Genomic DNA, 24,699 nt, shown 5'->3' with positions numbered 1-24,699 from the left:
GCGGCCGGGACATCAATCGCAGGCCAGGTTCGGCTTCATGGCCGTTTCTTTGGAAAGAACACCTGTATGGCCTGATCCACGGCAATTTCGCTGCGGTAATGATCAATCAGTTGACGTTGGTTCAATACATCCAGGGGAACGTCTGTGATGGCTGACTTGACCTGTTCCGGCGTTCTCAGGTGCCCCGAAAGAAACTTGAGATCGAACCCCCAAAAGGTGGAGTAGTGAAAGTCCGCAAGCCAAAGTGGTTTGCTGCTTGATTTGTCCCGGATTTCATATCGGTCCAGGTATCGCTTTCCTGCCGGCGTGTTGATGCGTTTCCGGTTGATTCGTTTAACGACGTGGATGAGGTTTCGTTCGTTTAGCCAAGTGACGCCGCTCATGTTGGGCGGGCTTCGTTTGATGAGCCCCAGTACGGCCTCGTATTCCTCTGCGCGTAGGGCCGTCGCTTCGTTCTTGAGCTGCAATCGCAAGGATTCGGCCGAGCCCTGCGCTTCTTTCGGCTGTTCCAGTGTTTCGTTCTTGGCCCGGTCCAGTGCCTTTTTGATTGCAGCCGCGACGGTATCCATCCGGCTGGCATGGGCTCCCATAATGAGGGATATACCGGAAGCGGTACGGCCTGGCTGTTGTAAGTCATTTTGGATGTGTGTTCTGAAGGCCGGGAGTCCCTTGATCAGGGCTTTGCCTTTCTGAACGCTGGTTTTCAGGGCTGGAACCGCCGGGGATACGTTGGACATAATATGGGGGATCCATTCACCGGTTTCCTTACGGTGGAATAAAGCGATCAAGTCACCGGACAACGGATTCGTCACCTCGACCCAACCCGTTTCTTCGTAGGCGCTGGACAGGCGAGCTACACCGCTGACGACGCCCCAGAAGCGGCCTCTGATGAATCTTCTCCTGGAGCGCGGGCGTTCTTCATAAAGGGTCAGGGATTGTCGTTGATCGCTTCGCTCATCAAGGGCCTTGGCCAAATGACGCAAGGCTCTTTCCTTGGAATCGGTTATTCGATCACGCAAGCGCTTGAGTTGCTGGGCGTTGGTACTGTCCTGGTATTCGCTACCCATGTAGTCGATGTGCTCTTCGATAGCCGTGAACTGTTCCGTCAGGCTGCCGAGTGCATCGATTTGTTCGTCCAGCCGGATCTTGGTTGTTTCATCGATCGCGTCGCGCAAGGTTTGAAAGGCCACTATTGCATTGTCGACCAGTTGGTCAATTTCCAGCCAGCCTTCGGGCATCGTTTCGATACTTTCAAGGGGTAGGCACAGGTGGCGATACATTTCCAGTTGAAGGAGTCGTAGACCGTCGCTGGTGTAGGAGGGCAGTTTCCTACGGTAATCGCGCACGAGCTCGAAGCCGCCGAGCCCCAGTTTCTTGAGCCTGGAAAAGCGCGTCTCCATATACTCCAGGCGCTCGATCATGGTGTCACCGAGCTGAATCATGTCGTTGGCTGCATCGACGTGTCGTTGTTGTCGCACTTGGAAGCGAGGTTTGATCATGTCCTGCGCCTGCTCCAAGGCAGGAAGAAATCGTTCTCGTAATATGTCCATGTCCGCGAACGTGAAATTTATCTGCGCGTTCAAATAACCAGCGCTCACGCGGGGAGCATCCGGCCTCGACTGGAAGACCGGCCATTCAATCAAAGCGCTCAGCGCGCTTTCATAGTTTTTCTGCTGTGTTTGCAGGGTCTGCCTATAAACGTCACTAAATAATTGCCGGGTATCGACCGAGGCCTGCTCCATGTTGTGGGCGTCGTCATTGAGCTGCCATTCGTTATGCGTTCTGCTTTCTTCAAACTTCCTGAGTTCAGCAAGCAATTCGATGTTGCGCCGTTGTGCCTGGGCGACAACATGCTGCCGGACGCCTTTGGATCCGCTGCCCCTTAATCGCAAGCGGCTGTCGATCCGCCACTGGCCACGCTCATCCCGGACCAAGGGGGGGCCGGAGCGTGTGTCCTTGATGATGCTGACCTGCTCACCCTCGATGCTGATCTCGAAGCACTGGCTCGCCAGCTTTGCGTACCACTTCCCGTCTTTCTGGTAGAGGCCTTCGAGCGCGCCTTCGCTCTCGGGTTGTCCGAGGTTATCGGGCACATCGATGCTGAAGTGATCGAGAAGCCCTGCGTAATTTTTGGTTTTACCCATCAAGGCGCCGAAGGTATGGATGACCTCGTAGTGCTCCTGTGGCCATTCTTCCCGGGTGATTGGCGCGAGTCTCTCGATGCTCAGTTTGGGTACGGGCGCGGGTACATCTTGCTTCGGGACAATGGCAGGCGCCTCTGTCGGACGTCCGCGGCTGCCGGCTTTTGAACGTTCGATGGCGATGTTGACCACGCCCAACGCCACGTTCAGCAGCAAGTCGACGACGATCTCCCACTTGGGCTGGGCTTTGCGCTCTGCATCGTCCTGGGCCAATCGTTCCAAATCCTCCAGTATTTGCCAGAGCCAGATCGCGGTGTTCGCCGTGGTGCCAAGATAGGGCAATGCCAGGTTGAAAATCAGCCAACCCGCCTGTTTGAAAGACTCCCAGCGGCTCTCGCTATTGGAAACCGACTGTCTATCGGCGAGTGTGACCAAGGCATTGGCGTTGGCCTTGAACAACAGCGGCATGAAATCGGCTCCCAGGGATTCATCGCTGAGGGTGACGGGCCCCGCGTCGGCTATTGATGTTATTGGGTTCGCCACGAACTCCGCGACGGCCCAAGGCGAAGGCAGGGCGCCCGGAAAAACCAGTCGGTTGTAAGTTTCCCGCACTCCGTCGGGCAGCCACGCCAGCACCGATTGGCGCAAGGTGGCTGACTGCTTGATGGCATACAGCAAGTTGCTGAACGAGGGGAACTGGCACAGCTGAGGTTCGAGCAAGGGGCGGTACAGCAGACAGGGCCCGGCGCTGGGGGGCTGTGGCCCGATCACGAACATATTGGCGACGATGTCCTCGGCAATACCGAGTTGCAACTCTGGCACGAACGCCAGTTTGCGCAGCACGATAGTTTGCCCGTCAACCTTGCGGTCGGCTTCCAGCGGCTCCATCAGCGCGAAGACATAACGACAGCCGCGCTCATCGATATCGCCTAGCCCCCTCAATTTGCACTCCAACGCAAGTAGGGGCAGTTGTATGCGTAGCTGTGAGCTGTACAGGCCCTCTCGGCGGGTCGACTCCTCTGGATCGTCGAGCAGTTTGCGTTTAATCAGCTCGGGATAAACCCGACCGATATCGACTTGGCTAATAAGCCGCTCGAGGTAGTCCACTGTCACCCCTTCGGGGAGCTCGGTCCCGTCCAAGGACTTCACGGTCTTGTTGCCCTGTGGAAGCGCCACCAGGTTTTGCAGTGCGAGATCGACTAAGTTGAACTCGGTCGTGTCGAACTTGAACGGAACGACAAAGGTCCCCCAGACGACCGGGCTTGTTATCTCGATTACGATTTTTTCCGGGTCCAGAGTCGAACCATCACCATGGTCAGATTGCATCTGGGTTTTCAAGGCATTTGACGCGTAGTCCTTGATGGAAGGGATACCGTCCAGGTAGGTTTTGCCGGCGTGTGAACTGCCCAGCGCGGACAGGTTTTTCATGTATTGAGCGAACAACGTCTGGTCGGCTACTGACGCGTTGCGTAGCCAATCGGGTATTTGTTGCTTGAACCAAGCCTCGTCAGGTCCGACCTTCAGGGCGCTGAGGGATATTTCGGACTCAGGCGAGGATGGGTCTGACTCTGCTGCAGGCTTTCCGAGCAACTGGATCTTCAAACCAATAAGGCCACAGGCCTTGCTGTCAAAAATGTTTCCGCGCGGCTCATAGAGCTGCCACCGTATCCCGGTGGTGGGGTGAGAGAGAATCAGATGGTCGGCAATGGACTGGCCCAATGCATCTCGTGATTCGAATTTCTCATAACCGTTGTACAGCGAGTGCGTAAGGATGACTTCCTTGTCGTCGACATGGCCGATCAATACGATCAGCGAGTTTTCGTTCAAGCGAGCGACCCGATCAACGGCGATTGCATCGACGTCGACCAGATACGCGTGGCTTTGGAATTGATCCTTGCGGTCTTGTGCGTCGGGGTATAGGTAAAGCTGCCTGGCCATGGCGCATTCGTTCGCCGTCCAGCCCTCGATTTGCCGGACGTCCCAGAACTTGCGAAATGTGGCGGACAATTCGTGCCAGCGGGGACCGTAGTTGCCAAATGGCATATTCCAATAAGCGAGTTGTTGTTCCTGGCTGGCCTTCAACATCGCGGGCGCCAGCTCATTGATCAACCTTCCGATTTGTTCGATGCGTACCGGCAAGTGCACTTCGGGCTCGGTAATCGGCAGTCGGGTCAAGAAGTGAAAGCCTTCAATCAATAAGGTCGGACGGCCCCGGTCTATGTGATCGGCCAGCAAGTTGCTCAGTGGTTCATAACGGGTAGGCAGCGCTACGATTTCGCCGCCGATAATGTCCCAGGCCGGTTCGGCGAGGACGGTTGTGTAGGGATCGAGGTCCAATGACGGGTAAAGCTCTTTGAGCGCATCTCGCAGGAGTACGGCGGCCACTTCAAGGTCGGAGGGGCCTGCAAGCAATTGGTTGAGCAATGCTGCCTTGATGCTTGCCTCTGAGGTCGGGTCTGTGTCGGACGTGGGGTCTGTGTCGGTCGAGTCGAGTGTCATTTGCGTGTCCCTCCTTGAACATGAAAAAAACCGAAGCCGAACGCTTCGGTTTTTTCATGCTAAGGAGGCACGGACTGGGGCAGGTGGTAACTATGTATAGGTCGACGTATGACCTTGGCGCCGATACGACGCGGTCACTGGCCGGATTTGATTCGTGTCCAGGCCCGCGTGCGTGCGCGTTCGGCGTCCCTCGGCAACGGTTGCAACGTGTACAGCGAGGCCATGGCCGCTTCAGTCGGGTACAGGTTGGGGTTGCCGCGAATCGCCGGGTCGACCATCTCGGTGGCGTCCTTGTTCGGGTTCGGATAACCGACAAAATCACTCACCGGCGCGATCACCTGGGGTTGCAGCAAATAGTTGATGAAGGTGTAGGCGTCGCCCGGGTTCTTCGCCCCTTTGGGGATGGCGAGCATGTCGAACCAGATCGGCGCGCCTTCCTTGGGCAGGCGCATGTCCACGGTCACGCCATTCTTGGCTTCCTTGGCGCGGTTGGCCGCCTGGGAGAAGCTGCCGGAATAACCGACGGCCACGCAGATGTCACCGTTGGCGATATCCGCCATGTACTTGGATGAATGGAAGTACGTGATGTAAGGCCGGATCTTCAGCAGCAGCGCTTCGGCCTTGGCATAGTCCGCCGGCTTCTTGCTGTTGGGGTCCAGGCCCAGGTGCTGCAAGGCCAGGGGCAGGATCTCCGACGGCGAATCGAGCAGCGCCACGCCGCACTGCTTGAGCTTGCTGATGTTCTCTTCCTTGAAGATCAGGTCCCAACTGTCCACCGGCGCGTTGTCGCCCAGCGCGGCCTTGACCTTGTCCGGGTTGAAGCCGATCAGGATGGTGCCGTACATGTAGGGCACGGCGAACTTGTTGCCTGGGTCGTTGGCTTCGATCAGCTTCATCAGCTTGGGGTCGAGGTGGTTCCAGTTCGGCAGCTTGCTGCGGTCCAGGGGCTGGAACACCCCGGCTTCGATCTGCTTGGCCAGGAACACGTTGGACGGCACCACCACGTCATAGCCGGAGTTACCCGTCAGCAGCTTGGCCTCCAGGGCCTCGTTGGTGTCGAAGATGTCGTAGACCAACTTGACCTGGCTGTTCTGCGCCTTGAAATCCTCCAGGGCCTTGGGCGTGATGTAATCGAACCAGTTGTAGACGCGCAAGGTGCGCTCCTCGGCCTGGACAGCGCCGCAAAGCAGCGCGGCGCACACGGCTGGAGCCATTAAACGCTTGAGTCTGTTCATGCTGTGATTCCTCATGGTGCGCTTTGGAAACCTTCAAGAACGTTCACGGCATTGATGCCGATTTCGGCCACCGCGTAACCGCCTTCCATCACGAACAGCGTCGGCTTGCCGAGCGCCGCGATGCGCTTGCCCATCGCCAGGTAGTCCGGGCTGTCGAGTTTGAATTGCGAAATGGGGTCGTCCTTGAACGTGTCCACGCCCAGGGACACGACGATGACATCGGCGTCGTAACCCCGGATCTGCCCGCAGGCCTGCTCCAGCGCCGCGCTCCAGGTGTCCCAGCCTGAGCCTGCTGGCAAAGGGTAGTTGAAATTGAAGCCCTCACCTTCGCCCTCGCCATGCTCATCCGCATAACCCAGGAAAAAAGGAAACTCCGCCTCCGGATGGCCGTGGATCGACGCGAACAACACGTCGCTGCGCTCATAGAAAATCGATTGGGTGCCGTTGCCGTGGTGATAATCCACATCCAGGATCGCGACCTTCTTGTGGCCCTGGTCGAGAAAGGCCTGGGCGGCGATGGCCGCGTTGTTGAGGTAGCAATAACCGCCCATCAAGTCCCCGGCGGCGTGGTGCCCCGGTGGGCGGCACAACGCAAAGGCACTGCGCGCACCACGCTGGATGTCCGCCTGGGCGGTGAGGGCCACTTGCGCGGCGCTGTAGGCCGCCTGCCAAGTGCCAGCGGTGATCGGCGCGCCGGCGTCGAAACTGTAATAACCCAACTGACCGTGCAGGCTCGTGGGGATGACCGTGCGAAAGGTCCGCGCCGGCCAGGTGAAGGGCAACAAATCGCCCTCGCGGTTGTACTTGGCCCAGCGGTCCCAGGCGCCTTTGAAAAATTCCAGGTACGCCGCACTGTGGATACGCTGGATCGGCCCCAAGCCAAAATCCTGCGGCGCCTCCACCGGCCCCAGCCCCTGCGTCTTGACTCGCTCCAACACATGATCGGCCCGGGACGGCATCTCGAAACAGGGCATCAGTTGCCCGTCCATCAACTCACAGCGGCCGTGGTGCAGGTGGTGATCGTCTGAGTAGATCGTCAGCATTTTTTTGTTCTCCGCAAGGCTGGTCGGTTTGAATACAGTCTTGCGGCGGAAGGCGTTTCAGAGAACGGCAGGAGAGGCCAAAAGGGGATCGAAATGGCCAAAAGGTTTGACCGTAAATCGCCCCTTGGTGGCGCGGGTTTGCGCCGGGGGGGCATAGGGACGGTGTTAATCAGGTAAGAGATTATGGGTATAGCCGCATTTCTTTTTTGATTTTGAGCAATAAGCCAGGTCGATTTTAAAAAGAGCGCGGACATGGGCTAACTGTTCTTTAAGATGAGCTTTGGCCATGCCTTTAGTATCTTCAGAAAACATAAGATGGTAAATGGCGGGCCAAGTCACCGCTGCGTCCGAAAAGTATATTGCCTTGCGAGGGCCCACAATTGAGATGCATTCTGTAGTAGAAAAAAGTGCAGATAAAAATTTTTCATGGATCATGGAGCAAGCGGATAAGAAGAGACGACGTTTCTTCAGGTGAGGTGCCAGGATTTTTGCAAGATCTGTATAACTCACCTTGTCCTGATTGGTGGTAAATAATCCATGTTTGTTCCCGTGAGCTGAGATGTGTAAGTACCGATATCTCGATTTTCCGAACTCTGTAACAGCTTCGATGAACTGACCCCGCGTCCTGACATAGCAGTATATTGGCTTTTTTTCGTGTAGCCTCAAGACTGAAGAAATAACGCTGCCTTCGAAGCGACCATTGCCTTCATCGTCAGGGTTTAATGTTTCAATAATGAAAACGTCAGGGACAGTGGCCATTTACAGGTACTCAAGTGGTCTTGCTTGTCATTGATAATGTCTTGGTCACGTAAGGGCGCATGACTCAGCTCTGTCGAAAATAAAAAACACTGTTGGCCTTGAATTTGTCGGCGTACCAAGCAACGCCAAGGATGCTCTTCATTGCTTTTTGTTCTCCAGAAGGAACATCTTCCTGGCTCTTCAGGTAGTCTTCGAATTTTATGTTGTGGTTGGGGAATATTTTATTTAGTTCACTTAGCTTTTCTCGTCCGTTTTCAACGGATATAGACTTGCTTTTTTTTGAGAATCTATTTGGGTACAGTAAATTAAAAGAGGAAGAGAGTCTCCAGTGATTGGATACCCTCGGATCATTGAAATATTGGAAGTGCCTGTTATAAGTGTTGGTGAATAGAATGAAATCTACTTGATCGAATCGTTCGTGTCCTATTGGGCTGCTTTCAGTAAAGAATCCCCCCTCTCCAAATAGGTACCCGCGCCACAGCTGCATGTCAATTTCGTCGTGACAGCATACGATTAATATGTTGGTATCGTCTGTTTTGCATTGTTTGACTTTTTCTTGGGTGGACTCAAGAAAATCTTTCATTACGTTATCTAGATTTTTCCCTTCTTTGACAGTTTTGCCTTTCGACATCAGGCGCTCACCCACCTCTCCAAGCGCCTGTTCGCGGATTGGCATTCTATTTGAAAAAGTAAGCGTCACTTCGTCAGGGAGGCGTGTCTCATCTTTGTAAGAGGCACATTTTACTTCCAGATTATATTTTTTTCCCTCGACTGTTACGCTGAAGTCAACGTCTTTAGGAGGAGTGATTTTATCTTCGTAGACGAATGCCGCATCTGGATAGTCGATGAGCTCACTCATGGCTGTCAGCTCGCAAGCGGCCTGTATATATTGACTCTCGTTAAAAGCTCCGGCGCGAACTTGTAATTTATCTCGGATGAGACGGTTGATTTTCTTCTCGCCTATTTTAGCCTGAAGAGCGGTGAGGATTTTATTTAGCGAGTGCAGGTATTCGTCGTAGTGAATGCTTGTTTTTACAAGGTAGTGTTGGCTGTCGGTAATTTCACTAAGGTGGTCGAGTAGCATGCGTCATAGTTCCTTGTTCATCCGTTAGGTGAACGAAATCAGCAGGGTGAATGAGGTGTAGCCCTGGCATTGGTTATTCAGGCTTGATAGCGGAAAGCGAAAGGGCTTTACGAATGTCGTTCACGTATTCGTAGAAGTTCTCACTGATTCCGAACAGCCCTTTGTGAATCTTGCGAACAAGCGCCTCATCTTGCTTGGCGATTTCGATGAACAAGGCAAACGTCAAAGAGATGCCCCGTGGCAGTTTCAGGTAACCCTTGTCTACCAGCTGCTTGGCGCGCAATTCAAGCAATGGAAGGTTCCCCTTGAACACAGCATCCACCTTATCGATGCTGTCCAATTTAAGTTCGGTACTGAGGTAGCGGTCGTACTGGATGGTGTGTTCGCTTTCATACCATTCCGAAAGAATCTCGATTCCGAATTTTTTCGCCAGCTCGGCATCCATCGCCGAAACCAGCAAATTCGACCGGGCATAGGTGGAGATGTAGTTGTAAAACTCCCGCTCCAAGGTTTCAAGGATCAAGGCGTTTTTTGATTTGCCAAGCGTATTAGCCACAGCGGCGATGGTCTTGTCCAAGCTGCTGCTCAGGTTGCGCAGGGTGTAGGAGACCGTTTCGGCCTTTTCATCGCTCATAGGGAACAACTCTGGTAGCGCTCCTCCGAAGCAGAGGAGATGAAATCATCCTGCTCCATAAAAACCAAATTATCAATAGTGGTTCATAAAATATGATATGGTTCTTTTCTGGTTGAGTGAATCTCGGCTGATTGGCGACGTGCTTTATTCCAAGGCACGTAGGGCTTCGCGGAGCCACTCACGGCAAAGGTCGAAGTGATCACAGAGTGGATACCCACCACCAATCCCCTGTGGGAGCGAGCTTGCTCGCGATGGCGGTAGCACGTTATATGCCCGGACTAAGGGTGTACACGGTCCGTGGCGAGGGAGCTTGCTCCCGCTCGGCGGCGCAGCCGTCGTAAACCGGCTGATGCGGTTTTTCCGGAGAAATGCGTCAGCCTGTTTTGGAGCGGCTTCGCCACCCAGCGGGAGCAAGCTCTCTAGCCACGGGGGTGGTGGTATAGCGGCTAGCGTGGATCGACGTTATCCAACACTCGGTTCGCCAGCAATGAACTCATCTCGATCAATTGCTGAATGCCGAGGGCGATGTGGCGGCGGGGGCCTTCCAGGTCGAAGGCCAGGTTGCTGATCATCGCGTCGGCGGATGCCAGGTTTTCGCTGAGGTTGGCGAGCAGGCATTCGTTGTCGGCGTTTTTTGCCACGGTGAATAGCTGGCCCGGTTTGGATGAATCTTCGGATTTTTCCGGCTTCGGATGCAGGTAATAATCCAAGGCGCGCCTTTCTGCTTCGTCTTGTTTCTTCGTTTTGGATTTGGTGGACGCAGAGGTGCGATCTGCTTCGGGGGGATTCGGTGTTGGCTTGAACATGTGCTGATACTCCATGGTTAAGCCGCAACCTCTTCCCTACTAAAAGAAGGGTGGCGGCTGTACGCAGGTTAGTAGACCGGGGAGATCAGCATTGCCGGCGCGCCGAAGCGCCCTGCGCACAGCCACCATCAAGGACAGGTTAGGAACCTGCTTGGATGGAGAGCTCATGCATCCTACTGACACAACCTCGGGCTACTAAACCCGACCACTGATGGGCAGTGGCAGGGAAACGATAGAACCCATGGGCAAGGCGCACAAGCGGGCGGATTCTGGCGTAGTTGTAGGCAATGGCGCAAGGATTCGTAGCTTGGTGGAAGGGGGGCGGAGGGAGAATAAACAAGCCTTCGTAATGCCCAGGATTCGGGGCGAGGAAGCGTGCTCTCGCCCGGTGGCGCAGCGGTTTTTCTGTAGGAATGCGCCGGCCTTTATGGGGCTGCTGCGCAACCCAGCGGGAGCAAGCTCCCTCGCCACAGGTTGAGCGGCGTTGACCATCCCGAGGTGAACACAGAATGAGCGCACACCGCCAATCCCCTGTGGGAGCGAGCTTGCTCGCGATGGCGGCAGCACGTTACCTACCTCATCTGAGAGTAAGCGCCCAAACTACACCCGCCTGCCACTCAAACCTTGATCTGTTTAAACCATTGGTTCACGCGTTCGCAATCAAAGAACGTCGGGTCGAAGATCTCCCCGTACCACTCCACCGTAGCGTCGTGCTCGGGATGTTCGGGGTTGGTCATGGCCTCTAAAAACACTTCGTAACCCGGCCCTCCACCCACGTCTTCCGGTGGGCAGGCATTGGCGCCCTCAATGCAGTACGGCACTTGCGGACAGGCAATAGCGGGTAACGTTTTTTCGACCTTGATACGGTGATGCCACTCATCACCAAAGTCATAGAGATAATTGAATGTCCGCTTTCCATTCAGTGCCTTGATCAGTGTTTTACGAGCTTCCGGATGCACCGGCGGTCCCCAGCCATCAGGGTCGGGCACGCCGTAATTCTCACCGGCGATTTCAAATTCATGCAGATGGTAGTCGCCCCAACCCATTACGATCTGGATCACGTGATGCAACCTGCTCAAGGTAATGTTTTCAGGCACTGCGAACCGACGCCAAATCGTTGGAGTCATCCACTTCAGCTCGATGTGCAGTAGCAACAAGTCACGCTTGGGCTTTGGCGAGCGAACAGTTTTAGCCATGGGTCAGGTAGCCTCGCGGTGTTTTGTGAGTGTGAGAGATATGTTCCGGGGCAGCAATGGTGGACAGCCTGAGTCAGGCCACTGATAAGGAAAACTTCCTGCATGAGCAAGAAGTTAGCTAAAAATTCGTATTTAGCTGAGCAGCTAAACATGCCAAATAAGCTAATAATCGATCATTTTTTGATCTGTTGAAGCTCTGGCGAGGAAATTGTAGCTGGTAAGACTCAGGAGATTAACCGCTCCAAGGTCGGACTATCGGATGGACCGTGTGGCATAGCTGGCGTCGCCAATCTATGTTGAGGGAGCATGTTCGAGAAGGCAGTAGAGCTACATACCAATCTGAAGGTGTACGCGGTCCGTGGCGAGGGAGCTTGCTCCCGCTCGACGGCGCAGCCGTCATAGATTGATCGATGCTATATGGCTGAAAGCATTCGTCGAGTCGGTTGTGACGGGGATCCGGTGGAAGTAGCCCAACTGGAAAGCAACTGATCGCTAACGGCTGTCAGTGTCATTGATAAGTTTTGGTGGGCGGTCTGCTACTGGCGAGCTCCGGACATTCGGCCCCGCAGCTCAAAAATTCAGTCGCGATCATGACCACTCACTTAACGGACTGATCGCGAAGCTGGGTCGTTATTCTCTGCAGAACCATTTATGCTCATTAATGAGGCACCCAGCGGCGCGAGAGCATTTCACGATGAGCATGGAAGACAGGCCTGAACGCGCGCCTCTTCGGGGCACCCAAGTCATGAGCACCGTTGCAACTGGTGGCGGCGGTGGCGTATTCCAGGCGCGGGTTGGAGCCCTGTACTTGGCGAACATGCTGACAGGGGTGCCGAGTAGCTTCGGTCTGCACGGCGCACGGGTCGAGGTTCTTCGTTTCGAGGCGCGTTACATAGGCGCTCACACTGATGATATTTATTGCCAGCTAAGAGACAAAGAACGCTCCTATCGTCTGTTCATCCAGTGTAAGCGAGGCCTCAATGCTTCGGCTGGCGACAAGGATTTCATTGATGGGTTGCAAGGAGTTTGGCGAGACTTCCTTGGAGTGGAAAGCAGCCCATTTGATTGCACTTGTGATGTACTGGTCCTCGCAACTTTGGCACCAGCGACGGCGGCCAACCAAGCAGCCAAGCGGCTCTGTGAGTTATCTCGGTCTTCACTGAACTTGGCAGACTTCCTTCAGAAGCTTGATTCCAAGCTTTTTGACGCCCAGCATCGACGCACTTGGAATGCCTTTAAGGAAGTCTCTAGGGGCACACTGACCGAAAAATATACAGACGAGCTCGTTTTTGACCTCCTAAAACGGCTGCGCGTCGACATACATGACCTAGGCAACGAGCGCTCGCAAGAACTGAGTCTCGTCCAAGCCTTGTTAGCCTCAGACCACCCCGGAGACTCCGGCGAACAGGTATGGAATGGCTTGTTTTCGTATGTTTTGGAGCAAGGCATTAATGTAGGCACTGTTACTCAGGAAACCTGGAGAGCGACGGCACAGGTCGGTATCCAAGAGGCCGTTGACCGTCTTGTTGGTCAAAGGGGCCTTAGCAACATCGCTGAGCGCTTTAATGATCGAGCAAGCCTCCAGCTCTCACTCATTTCAACGAAGCTTCCCAACGGTATGCACATTTCTCGCGGCCAATGCGTTGCCCAAGTGCTGATGGGCTTCGATGAACGGCAGCTCGTCATTGTCACCGGTGGTCCGGGCGCAGGTAAGTCTGCGGTCATCGCCGAACTCGCACCAATGCTTCACGAGTCCGGCACGATATTCTTCTTCCGAGCCGACGAGCTCGACGAACCAAGCTTGGCTGCAGTTCAGTCGCTCAGCGGCATGCCTGACGCGGCGCTCGGTATGGCGCACCTCTTGTGCAGGGGGAGACCAACTGTCGTCATCGATTCACTGGAAAAGGCGCTCGAAGCAAGAAATCCGGGCGCCCTTGAGGAGCTGCTAGCGCTTGTTCGTCAGAACAAAAGGGTCAGGCTTTGCGTTACTACCCGTTCCTATGCTCTAAACGCGGTCTACTCGCTCTTCCTCTCCGGTTTCTCGTATCAAGTCATCGACATCCCTTTACTGACAGACGCAGAGATTTCTGCAGCGGTGGCCGGGACAGGCCTTGAAGAAATTGCCACCAAGGACGGCGGCGTGCGAGAAGTTTTTCGAGCGCCCTACTACCTGCGTCTTGCCTTCAACTACACCGAGGCCGGAGTGACTCTGCCTCAGGCTGCTGGAAACGACTTGCGCCTGCGGCTGTGGACAGAGCGAGTTGCCCCAAGCAAAGGTTTGCCAGCAGGGTTAGCAGCACGCCGTCGAGTAGCTTTCGACGAGGTCTGCTATGCGCGTACGGAACGCTTTGCTCAATTTGTCGAAGCACCAAATGACGCCGAGGCGGTGGCCTCGCTCGCTCGCGACGCGGTGCTCGCTAAGGATGTGACGGACCGGGTAGCTCCCGCTCACGACGTCTTGGAAGACTGGTCACTCTTCTTCAGGGTTGAGCGGGAGGTGCGGGGAGCCGAACGCGACTGGTGCGCACTCTTCAGCAAGCTCGGCTCACACGCCGGAATGCGCAGGGCATTACGCGCATGGACAGCGCAGCGTTCAGCCGAAGGAGATGAAGATGCTTTTTTGCTACTCGAAGCTGCTCTTAGACAGGACTCGACCATACCGCAGCTATGGCGAGACGAGATAGCTATTGGCCTCCTACGCTCAGAGCGAGTCAATGAGCTCGTTACAAAGCTTGGTAAAAATGTCTCCTTCAACAGCACCTGCCTCCTTCAGCGCCTGAGTCACTTGCTGCGTGTAGCTTGCAAAGGGCCAACCTCTATCGACTATTCCAGCATGGCGGACGACTCTGAAGACAAGGAGATCGTGTTACGACTCGGAATGGCTGCGCCGGTTGGCAGTGCCTGGGACGTAGTGATCGGATTGGTTGCAAAAGCGTTCCCGAGCATGCCTCCAGAGTGTAACTCCTGGATTGTCCAACTCGCTGAAGACGCCACTTCTCATGATGAGGAATGGCACAAACCTACCCAGAGGGTGCTCAACGTATTCAACATTGCTGAGCACTTCTGCCGGGACGATCAAGAGAGTTGGTATCGCGAGCAATCTATCGGCAAACGCTTCTATGCGCTTTTGTGTCGCTGTGCGGGTTCGGACCCTGACCGATTTGTGGATTTTATCGAGGCACTTCTGCAGCGTCTCTTGATTGGCACAGGAATGCGCGACTCCAATGCGGAGGAGCGTCTCGAGTTTCTGGTCGACGTCAAAAATTGTCGCGAGGTGAGCCTCTTCACCCCAGATTTGGTATGGAAGGTGTTCTGGACCCTCTATACGAAGCCTGAATCGGGAGTTGACGGAAACTTCGGTATGGGCGAGTGGGAAGCCGAACTTGGATTAAGCGATCGCGCAGTTCACAAATTCTTCCCACCGTCGGTTTTGCAGGGCCCGTTCCGGTCATTGCTGCTCTACGCTTGGCCAAAGAGCGTGCGTTTCGTGCTCGACCTATGCAACCACGCGGCCACCTCTCTTGCGACAACGAGTGCGAACGAGGTGTCGATCATTACGCCAGAACAAAGCCCTAACGGTCGACCGCATATCCACGACTTTCACCTGTGGACTGCTTATCGCGGACACTCGGTCACCAGCTACGTTCTGAATGCGGCCTTGATGGCGCTCGAAGAGCGCCTGCTCATCGAGGTCAAGGCGCAGCCAGAGTTCATCTCGCAGGTACTGGAGGTAATCTTGGAGCAGGGTGAGTCGAGCCTCACTACAGGAATGGTGGCAGGGATCTTAATGGCCCACCCTGAGCTCGTAACCGAAAAGCTGCTTTCCATCTTCAAATGTCCACAGTTTTTTTCCGACGACTTTGTTCGCAGTACACAAGAGCCAAATGCGCTGGCTATTCACGGAGGCAACGACGGGCTGGACCATGTCAGGCAGCGGGAACGCCAAGCAAGCAATCAGTTGCCGCATCGGCGGCAGTACTTGGAAGGGCTGGCTCTTCAACTGCAATTCAACCGGCCAGACCTCTGCGGGGCTATCTATACGATTTTGGACAACCACTTAGAAGCATTGAAGGGGGCAGGGGAGGTGCCAGACGGCTGGCGCATAGCGCTCAAGCGTATGGATGCCCGTGGCCTAAGGCTCGGAGAACCCCTTGGTGATGGAAAGTGGACTGCCCTCAAGATTGCCAACCTTGAACCCGAACTGCAGCAAGTTAGCGACGAGGCTCAAGCTCGCATGCAGCGGATGAGTCGGATCGCTATCGTGAGGACTTGGGCTTCTACGGTCACGGGACGGTTCTCAGCAGCGAAGCCTGATTCTGCGGAACGTTTCTTGTTGCCGTCTGAGCCCTATGAGGAATTCTCTCGTCTCTGCGACGAGATTGAAGAAGGAGAGGTCGGCATCCTTGCCAGTATGGAAGACGAGCTTGCTTGCGCCTTGATTTGCAAGTGGCCCACCGATACCTCTCCGGCGCTTCAGTGGGCCCGAACTCTCTTGCTTGAGCGCACTGCGGTTTGTGAAGAAAGAGATGCATGGTTGTGCAGGGACCTTTCGATGGGTGAACTACGGGCACGGACGGTCATCTTGCTTGCCGCCGTCGATCCATCGCTACCTAAGATGGTTGAAGCATTAATTAACATCGTGATCGAACCGACATGGAAGCTACGGCGGGCTGCGGCCAAGGCGATCTCTGACGAACTAAGGCCAAAGCAGCCTGCCATGGCTGAAGTCCTCACCACTAGTCTTGCGCAATACGCCGAAGAACTGGAGATAACAATTAAGCGTCCGAATGGATGGAGTCGTGACCTCGTCGATGACGCTCGGACAACTACTGCCAAGGCTCTTAACAACGCGTTGCGAAAAATGCAGCCCAGTGCGCGTTCTTCACCAAGGAGTTTGGCTGCCATCAAGGAGTGGACGATAGCTCTTGATGCTGCGCGTAGCGAGACGCCCGACACCTGGCGAGTCCAGTCGCTCATGACAATGGCTAGGCTCGTGGCGGACCAAGAGGGGGGACACAGGGTTCAGCGGCACGACCCCGACTATGTTGATTTTGAGGCACGGTGGGAGTTGGGTGACTTGATTGCAGCTGAACTTATGACGCAGTCAGGTGAAGGCTCACGACTCTTCGAGACTTTTGACCATTGCCTAGAGAACGCGCCTGAGCTCAGCGAGAGGATTCTAGAGTCTGTAATTGGCGAGTTTATGAAGCAGGAGTTCGCGAATTCTGCGATTTTTTGGCGTGTATGGGACCGCGCCACGGACAAGGTCTTCGGCTACGACTCGTTAAGAACCAAGAGCCGAGGATCGTACAGTCGCTTCCACAACGTCCTGAAGACGCTTTTGTTATGTTCGACGCCCTGGCCCAAGACTTGGCAGGACATGGAGTTTTTCCGGTCACGTCCAAGCTTCATCGCAAACTGCCTGACCTCCGTTGGCGATAGTCGAGCAGGCTTGGAATACCTGCTGCAGCTGATGGCTGGCATTGGCAGAGTGTCCGCGGTGCCATCAGCTTTACCCCAGTTGCGCAATGCGCTCCACGGAGCACCGCCTGATTTCTTCGACGATGGGAATAGTCTGTGGCACGCGGAGACGATTTGCCGAGTGGCTGTTCATGAACACCGAGAGACCTTGATTCGAGACGTCAACTTACGCAGGGCAACACTCGACATACTCGACCGGCTCGTCGAGGCCGGATCTTCGCTCGGGTTCCAGCTTCGCGACTACTTGGCGACTTCGCCTCCAGCGACTTTTGAAAGTTGACGATACCAGTCACTTTGCCTGCGTCGCTTTATGGCGGAGGTTGATCGCATCCGAGAAAACCACCGCACCGAACGCCCCCTTGGAGGTGACCCCGGACAGCTCGATGAAATTATCGGAGGGTGGTATAGCTACCCCCGCGAGAAGCACGGATTAAAAAGGCATATTGCTATGAATCAATATGCCTTTTTCTTTGCCCTTGGTTGCTATCGTGGGTCGACGTTATCCAGCACTCGGTTCGCCAGCATTGAACTCAGTTCGATCAATTGCTGGATGCCGAGGGCGATGTGGCGGCGGGGGCCTTCCAGGTCGAAGGCTAGGTTGCTGATCATCGCGTCGGCGGATGCCAGGTTTTCGCTGAGGTTGGCGAGCAGGCATTCGTTGTCGGCGTTTTTTTTCACGGTGAAGAGCTGGTCCGGTTTGGATGCATCTTCGGACTTTTCCGGTTTCGTTAGCAGGTAGTGATCCAAGATGCGTTTGGTGGTTTCGTCGTGCTGTTTGTTTTTTCGACTTGGATGAGGAGACGTTGAGTCAGTTTCAGGAGGATTTGGAGTAATTTTGAACATCGTTGCGTTACCTCTAATGAGTAGGCCGCAACCATCTCGCTACTAAACGAAAGGAGGCAGCTGTGCGCAAGTTAGTAGACCGGTAGAGGTAACGGATCCCGGCGCGCCCGAAGGCGCCATGCGCACAGCCACCATCGAGTGCAGGCAATGCCTGACTGATGAGACTCATGCAACCGTTACTACTTCCGGGCTACTAAACCCGACCACTGATGGGCAGTGGCAGGGAAACGATAGAACCCGGGGGCAAGGCGCACAAGCGGGCGGATTCTGGCGTAGTTGTAGGCAATGGCGCAAGGATTCGTAGCTTGGTGGAAGCATTGCGGAAGGAGAATAAACAAGCCTTCGTAATGCCCAGGATTCGGGGCGAGGAAGCGTGCTCTCGCTCGGTGGCGCAGCGGTTTTTCTGTAGGAATGCGTCGGCTTTTTTGGGGCGGTTTTGCTGCCCAGCGGAATTGTGGTGCTGCGGCTAGGGGGGCGGCGACATTATCCGGGATTCGGCTCGTCAGCAGTGAATGGTTTGAGCAGTCGTTGGACGCCGGGAGGGGAACCGTGCGGTGAAAATCCTTGACGTTCTACAAGCCCATCCTAGCTAGGCTCAGAGTCTTGATAGATCAAAAAAAGATCGATTATTAGCTCTAACGGCATGTTTAGCTGTCCAGCTAAACATGCCGTTAGAGCTAAGGTATTGCACGTATGGGATGTTTTGCTGCCGTCTCTGAACCAATCCGTATTTTGGTAGGGATCTTCGGAACGACTCCTCGACCCGCACGTACCAGCGGAGCTCATGATGAAATTTTTAATTTTCTGCTCTAGGCGCAGTTTTTCTTCAGTGCGCCAAGAAAATCTTCATTTGAGCTGGTTTTGCGGATTTTTTCTTAACTCGCAGCACACCTTAAGGAGTTCGGGCTGGGCTTCACAATGGGGAGCCTGGCGCCAATATTTGTGGACGCGAGCTTGCTCGCGAAGGCGGCATCATCTACCAGGCTTCAAGGTGTATGCAGACCGTGGCGAGGGAGCTTGCTCCCGTTCGGTGGCGCAGCGGTTTTTCTGTAGGAATGCGCGGGTCTTTTTTGGGCGGCTTCGCCGCCCAGCGGGAGCAAGCCCCCTCGCCACGAGGATTTGTGTTTAACCTGCGCCTAGCAATTTTTTTGCAAGCGCCAAGTCGAACTGCTTGTTCCCAAATATTGATTTAGTCGCCAGGGCTTTCTTGAGCACATCCGAATCCAGGCTCAGATTATTTTTGTGCGCTGCAAAGACAATCGTCAGGAATGGAAACGCATAGTTATCCGGCTCGGCCAACACGTCATCGATTAATGCGGGGGAGCCAAGAACGCTGTGTTCTGCCTTGGGCAGGTAAAATTTTTCGAGCCGTTCGCTTATTTTTTTGACGGTTGCGCTGATGGCTTGAGGGGACGGGGTTCTGATGATGCCGCCCAGCTCGTCACCGAATTGCTTTGCTTCCTCCGACAAGGAGCTCTTCGACAAAAACGATGCGTTCAACAGCCGGCTCTCGTAGGGCGGGGATTGCTCTTTGCAGAAGCTAAAGGCCTCGCAGGTATAGATCTCCAACCCGGCGTAATAACCATCGGCCTTGGTCAGGTGTTGAACGTAGATTTCCCCAAGTTTTTCCTTGGCAGCGAGCAGGCCAAGTTTGTTTTTGCTGGCCTTCAGGTCCAAGTGGGGTGAGGTGATTTGCTTCAGCGCCGCCAGTAGTTCCACTTCCACGTTTTTGCGAATTTCTTGGCTCATGGTAGTCACTTATAAATTAGAAGATTGAAGGTGGCGTTGTGCTGTGCGCCTTTGCCGCCTAGCGGTACGCCAGGCTTGCCTTTGGTATCAACCTTGAACGATCCCTTCGTACCGGCGGAGGGTTTGATCGTGCCTCCACCCAGATGTTGCGTGGTGTTGGCCGGCTTCGTCATGTCGAAGACTTTGGAGTCGGTCTGGTTGGGGGTGAGTTTCCCGGTGCCGTGCTTGACTTCAAAGACGTGCAGTTTTCCGCGTTGGTCTCTGGCGACGAAGTCGGCGCGAATGCGTTTCCCATTGACCTTCATGGTGACTTCCTCCGCGACGATCTTGAATTTGTTGCGCTTGAGATCGTTAAGCGCCTTGGTTCGGCCTTTATTGCCACTGACCGCGCTTTTGCAGGCCCATCCCCATGGGTCAATCCAGGTCAGGGGGTTCGGTGCATATTGGTAAAGGTTTAATCCGCCCAGCAAGCCAATCGGATCCGGCGTAGTAAACCGCCCCACATCCGGATCATAAAACCTGAACGTATTGAAATGCAGCCCCGTTTCCCGGTCCAGGTACTGTCCCTGGAACCGCAAATTCTGCTCTTCGATGTAATACGGCTCGCGCACCTCTTCCAGCGTATTGCCCCACACCCGATACGTCGCTTGCCAAACGTTGTGCCCGTCGGGTTCGGTGAGTTGTTCCGGCAGGCCGTTGAGGTCGTTGTGGTAGTAGCGGATCTTTTGCAGCGGGCCGCTGCCGTCGACGCGGGCCAAGGGTTCGTAGCCGTCGTCTTCGTAGAGGTACAGGCTGGTTTGCTGGTGGCGGTGTTCCTGCAACAGGCGAAGGCCGTCCCAGGTGAAGCGGGTTTCGCCCAACGGGTAACCATTGCTGTCATGTTCGGTTTTTTCGATGCGCCTGCCCAGTGGGTCGTAGGTCATATTGACCACGCTGCCGTCGTCGTTGCGCACCTCGATCAAGCGGCTTTCGGCGTCATAGGCGAAGTGCTGCACGCCACGTTTGGCGCTGCGTTTTTCGATCATCCGGCCAAAGGCGTCGTAGCGGTAGCGCTTGTCCTGGTAGGTCAGCAGTTTGTTGTGCACCACCAGCCCGGCGCCGGGGGCCGGGCCGTCCAGCAGGTTGGCGGCGGCGTCGTAGGTGAAGGTTTCGCGCTGGCCGTGCAGGCTGTCCTGGCTGGCGATGATGCGGCCGGTGGCGTCGTAGTGCAGGAGCTGGCGCTGTTGCGCGGCGGGTTGCTGGTCGAGTTTGCCGATGAGGTTATCGGCGGGGTCGTACTCGAAGTGTTTTTGCACCGCCGCCGGCAACAGCGAGGGTTGGCTACTGTGGCGGCGTTGTCGCGTGCGCAGGCGGCCGCTGCGGTCGTATTCGCTGCGGGTGCTGATCTGCCCTTGGGTGCGCAGCACTTCGCGGTGCAGGCGGTCGCGTTCGAAGTCGCTGATGACCTGGCCGTCGAGGTTGATCTGGTGCAGGTGGCCGCTGCCGTAGTACAGGCGGTTGACCCAGCGGCCATCGGGCAGTTGGCTCTGGATCAGGTTGCCGAGTTCGTCGTAGTGGTGTTGCAGGCTGCCGGCGGCGCTGTTTTCGGCGAGCAACTGGCCGAGGGCGTCGTAGGCGAAACTCAGGGTCTGGGCGTTGCCTTGCAGGTCGGTGAAGGTGACGGCGGTGAGTTGGTCCAGCGGGTCGTAACTGTATTCAGTGCGGCCATCGTCGGTGACTTTGGCGATCAACCGGCCCACGGCGTCGCGTTCCAGGCGATGGACGATGGGCGTCGGCGGTGCTTCGGGAATAATCGCCAGGCCTGTGCCGTAAGGCGCGGGCATCGCCGTTACTGCCGCGACGTTGTCGAGGCGGTCGTAGTCGTAGCGCTTGGCGCTGCCATCCAGATCTTGTTGTTCGATCAACCGATCGCCGATATCCCAGGCAAACCGGTAGCTCTCGCCATTCTCGTTGGTCAGCGCTTGCAGCCGGCCGAAGCTGTCGTAGGCAAACTGCACCTGCCGGCCCTGGGCGTCGGTGCGTTGGCGGACCTGGCCGCGGCGGTTGTGTTGGTAAAGCGTGGTGTGCCCGGCCGGGTCGGTGTAGCCGGTGAGTTGGCCGGTGGTGTCGCGCTGGTAATGCTCGGTGCGGCCGTCCGGCAATTGGCTGCCGAGCAGCCGGCCTTGGGCGTCGTAGCTGAATTGGGTGCGCTCGCCGAGGGCGTCGGTAATGGTGTGCAGGTAACCGCGCGCGTCATAACTGAAGCGCGTCGGGTAACCCGAGCAATCGACGTGTTCCACCAATTGGCCGAACGGGTTCCAGCGCAGCTTTTTGCTTTTGCCGGTGGCGTCGATGATTTCCACGACCTGGCCGTGGGCGTCGTAGCGGTAGCGGGTGATGTGGCCCAGCGGGTCGGTTTCCGCTGTGCAGTTGCCGCGCTGATCGTAGCGGTATTTCCAGCTGTGGCCGGCGGCGTTGGTGTCCGCCAGCGGCAGGGCCCAATGTTCGAGCCATAGGGTAGATTCGCTGCGGCCCAACGGGTCGGTTTCGCTGATCAGATTGCCGGCGTCGTCGTAGTTGAATTGATACTCGCCGCCCTGCGGATCGGTAGCACCGAGCATCTGGCGCTCATCGTTCCACTCGAACAACCACGTCTGGCCTAGGTTGTCGCTGAACCGGGTGATCTGATGCTGGCTGTTCCACTGCCGAATGCTCACGCGTTGCAGGCTGTCGCTGATGCGGGTGATGCCAGCGGCAAGGTCATAGTCGAACTGGTAGGCGTCGCCTTCGTCGGTCCAGTGCCGGACCACGCGCCATTCCTGGTCGTCGATCAGGGCCCATTCGTAGGAGCAGTGCAGGCCGCTGGGCAACTGGTGCTCGACCATCCGTTGCCCGGCGTCGTAGCGGAAGCGCCGTTGGACCTGGCCGGTGGCGTCGCGCACTTCGGCGAGGGTGTTCGCCGCGTCGTAGGCGTAGCTGACCAGTACCTCGCGGGTTTGGTCGGGGTAGAGGCGCTCGATGTGGGTGACGCGTTCGCCTTCGCGAATCAGCTCGACTTGCACCAGGTCGAAGGTGTCGCGCAGCCGCACCAGGTGTCCGGCCTCGTCGTAGTCGAGGTGGATGCGGTTGTCGTTGCGGTCACCCAGTTGGCTCAGGCGCAGGTGCGAAGGGTTGGCGGGCGAAGGTTCGAACAGGCGGTACAGGCCGTCTTCGCTTTCGATCAGCAATCGCCCATCCACGTGGCGGCGCACGGCCAGGCCTTCGCCGGCGCTGAACACCGCGCCGCCCAAGGGGATGGAACCCATGTCGATGGGCCGGCCTTGTTCGTCGGTGTAGACCAGGGTTTCGCCGCCCTCGGGGTGGGGCAGGATCTCGACTTGGACTTCGTAGGCCACGCTCCAGCCGGCGCCGAACAAGGTATCCCGGCGTTCATCGCGGCTGTTGTACACGCGCTGCCAGTCGATGGGCAGGATGCCGGGCAAGACGAAATCCAGCTCCTCGTCACCGCCCAGCACTTTGGCCCCGGTGGCGGCATGCACCGGGTTCGACGACCCCATGGCCGCATTGGCCGCTGCGTTCGCCGCGCTGCTGGCGGCCATGGACACCGCGCCGCCCACGAGCATGCACGGCAGTTTGCTGAAGAACTTGCCCTTGCCGCCCTTGAGCATCAGCAACGCTGTGACTGCCAGGCCGACGCCCGGGGTCTTGCCGCTGCGAATCTCGCGCACCACCACCGAACCGCCGCCGATGGTCACGTCGGGCGAGATCAGCCCGGCCGACACCACCGTCGCATCGCAGGTGCTGCGGTCGCCACTGCGCACGGCGGGCTGGCCGTTGATGGTGACCTTTTCCGAGCCTTCGGCCATGAATTGCGGTGGCATCGGTGGGTGCTTGGTGCAGATCACCAGGTCTTCTGGCCGGGTCTCCGTACCGGGGGCCGGCGAGGCGACCGTGGGGCGCCACATCTGCGAAAAGAATTCCCCGGCCATGTCCAGGTAACTGGTTTCGGCTTCTTCTTCCGGCTCGGGCATGTCCAGTTCGGTGCCGGCCGGTGCGACGTGGGACACAACAGCGCCAGCGGCGCGGGCCGAGGGGATGTTGTTGGTAAAGGTGTCTTTGGAGCCGGTGAGGATGTTGGCCTGCACCGTGGGCGGAAAGAGGGCGTTGCCGATGCCCTCGCATATATTGCTCAAGCCTTTGTCGGCCCCGGTCTTGCTCATGGCCAGGCCGACGATGGTGCCCACCACCAGGCCCAGGACGAAGCAGCCCAGGCCGCCGGTGACCACGGTGATGCCCGTGGCCGCGACCACGGCGGCGGTCGCCAGGGCGGTGATCGCGATGTTCGCCGCCACTTCCAGGACGCCGCCGAGGATGTCGGCCATCATCGAGGTGTGGTTGAGTGCATCGCCCAGGCGGGCGGCCCAGAGCGCGTCAGACATGCAAGTCGCTCAGGTGGACAGGGTGGCTGTGGAGTGTGTGTTCAAGCAATTTGATGCCTTCCATTGCGCCGGTGTCCTTGTGGGTGACGGCATGCTGATTGATGCCATTTCTGGCGCTTGATCCGCTTTGGTTTGCCCCTGTGGGAGCGAGCTTGCTCGCGATGGGGCCCGTTCAGTCAACCTCATCAGTGCCTGACCCACCGCAATCGCGAGCAAGCTCGCTCCCACATTTTGATCGATGATGCCTTCCACTTCCTGATCACCACCAAACCCTGTGGGAGCGAGCTTGCTCGCGATGGGGCCCGTTCAGTCAACCTCGTCAGCGCCTGACCCACCGCAATCGCGAGCAAGCTCGCTCCCACAGTCGATTGATGGAGGCCATCAGAACACCAGCGAACCCTTGATCGTCGCCCAATGCGCCGCTTCGGCATCGCCCAGTTTCTCGGCTTTCACGTAACTCAGGGCCAGCATCTTGCGGGTGCCGGGCAGTACCAGTGCGAGCTGATACTGGAAAACCTTTTCATTGCCCTTGTTGAACTGGCTGCGCAATTCGATGGCTTCGACTTCCTGGTTGGCGCCCACGCGCACGGTGGCGCCCGGCTGGCAGCGCAGTTGCTGGACCTGTTTTTCCAGGCGCTTGAGCTGGTCGTCGAGGTTGCTTTGCAGGGTCTCGCCTTCGGCCAGCAAGCTGCGGCTGACGATCAGGGAGGTGCCCAGTTCAGGAAACTTGAGGATATTGATCGTCGCGTCCAGCAACTCGCTTGGCGGCAGCTGGAGCTGGAATTCGTTGAGGCGGTAAGTCATGGCGCTT

General features: G+C 56.6%; 13 protein-coding genes. 1 reads left to right on the top strand and 12 read right to left on the bottom strand.

Annotation, left to right across the window (positions count from 1 at the left end):
- Nucleotides 1–35 precede the first annotated feature (35 nt).
- The 8 genes from ACLH0I_RS00440 to ACLH0I_RS00405 form a co-directional block, all read right to left on the bottom strand.
- Nucleotides 36–4,640 (bottom strand): dermonecrotic toxin domain-containing protein, encoded by a 4,605-nt coding sequence (locus ACLH0I_RS00440; RefSeq protein WP_411385985.1) that lies wholly within the window; start codon nt 4,638–4,640, stop codon nt 36–38.
- 134 nt (nt 4,641–4,774) lie between these two features.
- Nucleotides 4,775–5,875, bottom strand: a complete 1,101-nt coding sequence (locus ACLH0I_RS00435) for a polyamine ABC transporter substrate-binding protein (protein ID WP_411385984.1) — start codon at nt 5,873–5,875, stop codon at nt 4,775–4,777.
- 11 nt (nt 5,876–5,886) lie between these two features.
- Nucleotides 5,887–6,918, bottom strand: a complete 1,032-nt coding sequence (locus ACLH0I_RS00430; RefSeq protein WP_122567621.1) for a histone deacetylase family protein — start codon at nt 6,916–6,918, stop codon at nt 5,887–5,889.
- A gap of 165 nt (nt 6,919–7,083) precedes the next feature.
- Nucleotides 7,084–7,677 (bottom strand): hypothetical protein, encoded by a 594-nt coding sequence (locus tag ACLH0I_RS00425; RefSeq protein WP_411385983.1) that lies wholly within the window; start codon nt 7,675–7,677, stop codon nt 7,084–7,086.
- Nucleotides 7,678–7,741: 64 nt separating this feature from the next.
- Entirely contained in the window at nt 7,742–8,761 is a 1,020-nt protein-coding gene (locus ACLH0I_RS00420) for a hypothetical protein (RefSeq protein WP_411385982.1), read from the bottom strand.
- Between the two features lie 73 nt (nt 8,762–8,834).
- Complete coding sequence (locus ACLH0I_RS00415; protein WP_411385981.1) at nt 8,835–9,395, bottom strand: hypothetical protein; 561 nt, start codon at nt 9,393–9,395, stop codon at nt 8,835–8,837.
- Nucleotides 9,396–9,841: 446 nt separating this feature from the next.
- On the bottom strand, nt 9,842–10,201 hold the full coding sequence (locus tag ACLH0I_RS00410; protein WP_411385980.1) for a DUF6124 family protein: 360 nt from the start codon (nt 10,199–10,201) through the stop codon (nt 9,842–9,844).
- Between the two features lie 617 nt (nt 10,202–10,818).
- Complete coding sequence (locus ACLH0I_RS00405; protein WP_411385979.1) at nt 10,819–11,397, bottom strand: plasmid pRiA4b ORF-3 family protein; 579 nt, start codon at nt 11,395–11,397, stop codon at nt 10,819–10,821.
- A 694-nt stretch (nt 11,398–12,091) separates the two neighbouring features.
- Between ACLH0I_RS00405 and ACLH0I_RS00400 the strand changes: the two genes are divergently transcribed.
- Nucleotides 12,092–17,158, top strand: coding sequence for a hypothetical protein (locus ACLH0I_RS00400; RefSeq protein WP_411385978.1), 5,067 nt, complete (start codon nt 12,092–12,094; stop codon nt 17,156–17,158).
- 203 nt (nt 17,159–17,361) lie between these two features.
- Here the strand turns inward: ACLH0I_RS00400 and ACLH0I_RS00395 are convergent, their stop codons facing one another.
- The 4 genes from ACLH0I_RS00395 to ACLH0I_RS00380 all read right to left on the bottom strand — a co-directional run bounded on the left by ACLH0I_RS00395 (nt 17,362) and on the right by ACLH0I_RS00380 (nt 24,692).
- Nucleotides 17,362–17,721 (bottom strand): DUF6124 family protein, encoded by a 360-nt coding sequence (locus tag ACLH0I_RS00395; protein ID WP_411385977.1) that lies wholly within the window; start codon nt 17,719–17,721, stop codon nt 17,362–17,364.
- Between the two features lie 1,125 nt (nt 17,722–18,846).
- Nucleotides 18,847–19,470 carry a hypothetical protein gene (locus tag ACLH0I_RS00390; protein ID WP_411385976.1) on the bottom strand — a complete coding sequence of 208 codons (624 nt, stop codon included), beginning with the start codon at nt 19,468–19,470 and terminating at the stop codon, nt 18,847–18,849.
- A gap of 5 nt (nt 19,471–19,475) precedes the next feature.
- Complete coding sequence (locus tag ACLH0I_RS00385; protein WP_411385975.1) at nt 19,476–23,888, bottom strand: RHS repeat-associated core domain-containing protein; 4,413 nt, start codon at nt 23,886–23,888, stop codon at nt 19,476–19,478.
- Between the two features lie 381 nt (nt 23,889–24,269).
- Nucleotides 24,270–24,692: a DcrB-related protein gene (locus ACLH0I_RS00380; protein WP_411385974.1), complete on the bottom strand. Its 423-nt coding sequence runs from the start codon at nt 24,690–24,692 to the stop codon at nt 24,270–24,272.
- Between the last annotated feature and the right edge of the window lie 7 nt (nt 24,693–24,699).

Source organism: Pseudomonas sp. MPB03 (assembly GCF_046605385.1).
Classification (GTDB): Bacteria; Pseudomonadota; Gammaproteobacteria; order Pseudomonadales; family Pseudomonadaceae; genus Aquipseudomonas; species Aquipseudomonas zanjanensis.
Note: the sequence above shows the minus strand (reverse complement) of the source record. Positions and strands in the feature narration are given on the sequence as shown.

Bases quoted from the DNA above. Each gene is read 5' to 3' on its own strand.
- ACLH0I_RS00440 (WP_411385985.1), bottom strand. From the start codon at position 4,640: ATGACACTCGACTCGACCGACACAGACCCCACGTCCGACACAGACCCG.
- ACLH0I_RS00435 (WP_411385984.1), bottom strand. From the start codon at position 5,875: ATGAACAGACTCAAGCGTTTAATGGCTCCAGCCGTGTGCGCCGCGCTG.
- ACLH0I_RS00430 (WP_122567621.1), bottom strand. From the start codon at position 6,918: ATGCTGACGATCTACTCAGACGATCACCACCTGCACCACGGCCGCTGT.
- ACLH0I_RS00425 (WP_411385983.1), bottom strand. From the start codon at position 7,677: ATGGCCACTGTCCCTGACGTTTTCATTATTGAAACATTAAACCCTGAC.
- ACLH0I_RS00420 (WP_411385982.1), bottom strand. From the start codon at position 8,761: ATGCTACTCGACCACCTTAGTGAAATTACCGACAGCCAACACTACCTT.
- ACLH0I_RS00415 (WP_411385981.1), bottom strand. From the start codon at position 9,395: ATGAGCGATGAAAAGGCCGAAACGGTCTCCTACACCCTGCGCAACCTG.
- ACLH0I_RS00410 (WP_411385980.1), bottom strand. From the start codon at position 10,201: ATGTTCAAGCCAACACCGAATCCCCCCGAAGCAGATCGCACCTCTGCG.
- ACLH0I_RS00405 (WP_411385979.1), bottom strand. From the start codon at position 11,397: ATGGCTAAAACTGTTCGCTCGCCAAAGCCCAAGCGTGACTTGTTGCTA.
- ACLH0I_RS00400 (WP_411385978.1), top strand. From the start codon at position 12,092: ATGAGCATGGAAGACAGGCCTGAACGCGCGCCTCTTCGGGGCACCCAA.
- ACLH0I_RS00395 (WP_411385977.1), bottom strand. From the start codon at position 17,721: ATGTTCAAAATTACTCCAAATCCTCCTGAAACTGACTCAACGTCTCCT.
- ACLH0I_RS00390 (WP_411385976.1), bottom strand. From the start codon at position 19,470: ATGAGCCAAGAAATTCGCAAAAACGTGGAAGTGGAACTACTGGCGGCG.
- ACLH0I_RS00385 (WP_411385975.1), bottom strand. From the start codon at position 23,888: ATGTCTGACGCGCTCTGGGCCGCCCGCCTGGGCGATGCACTCAACCAC.
- ACLH0I_RS00380 (WP_411385974.1), bottom strand. From the start codon at position 24,692: ATGACTTACCGCCTCAACGAATTCCAGCTCCAGCTGCCGCCAAGCGAG.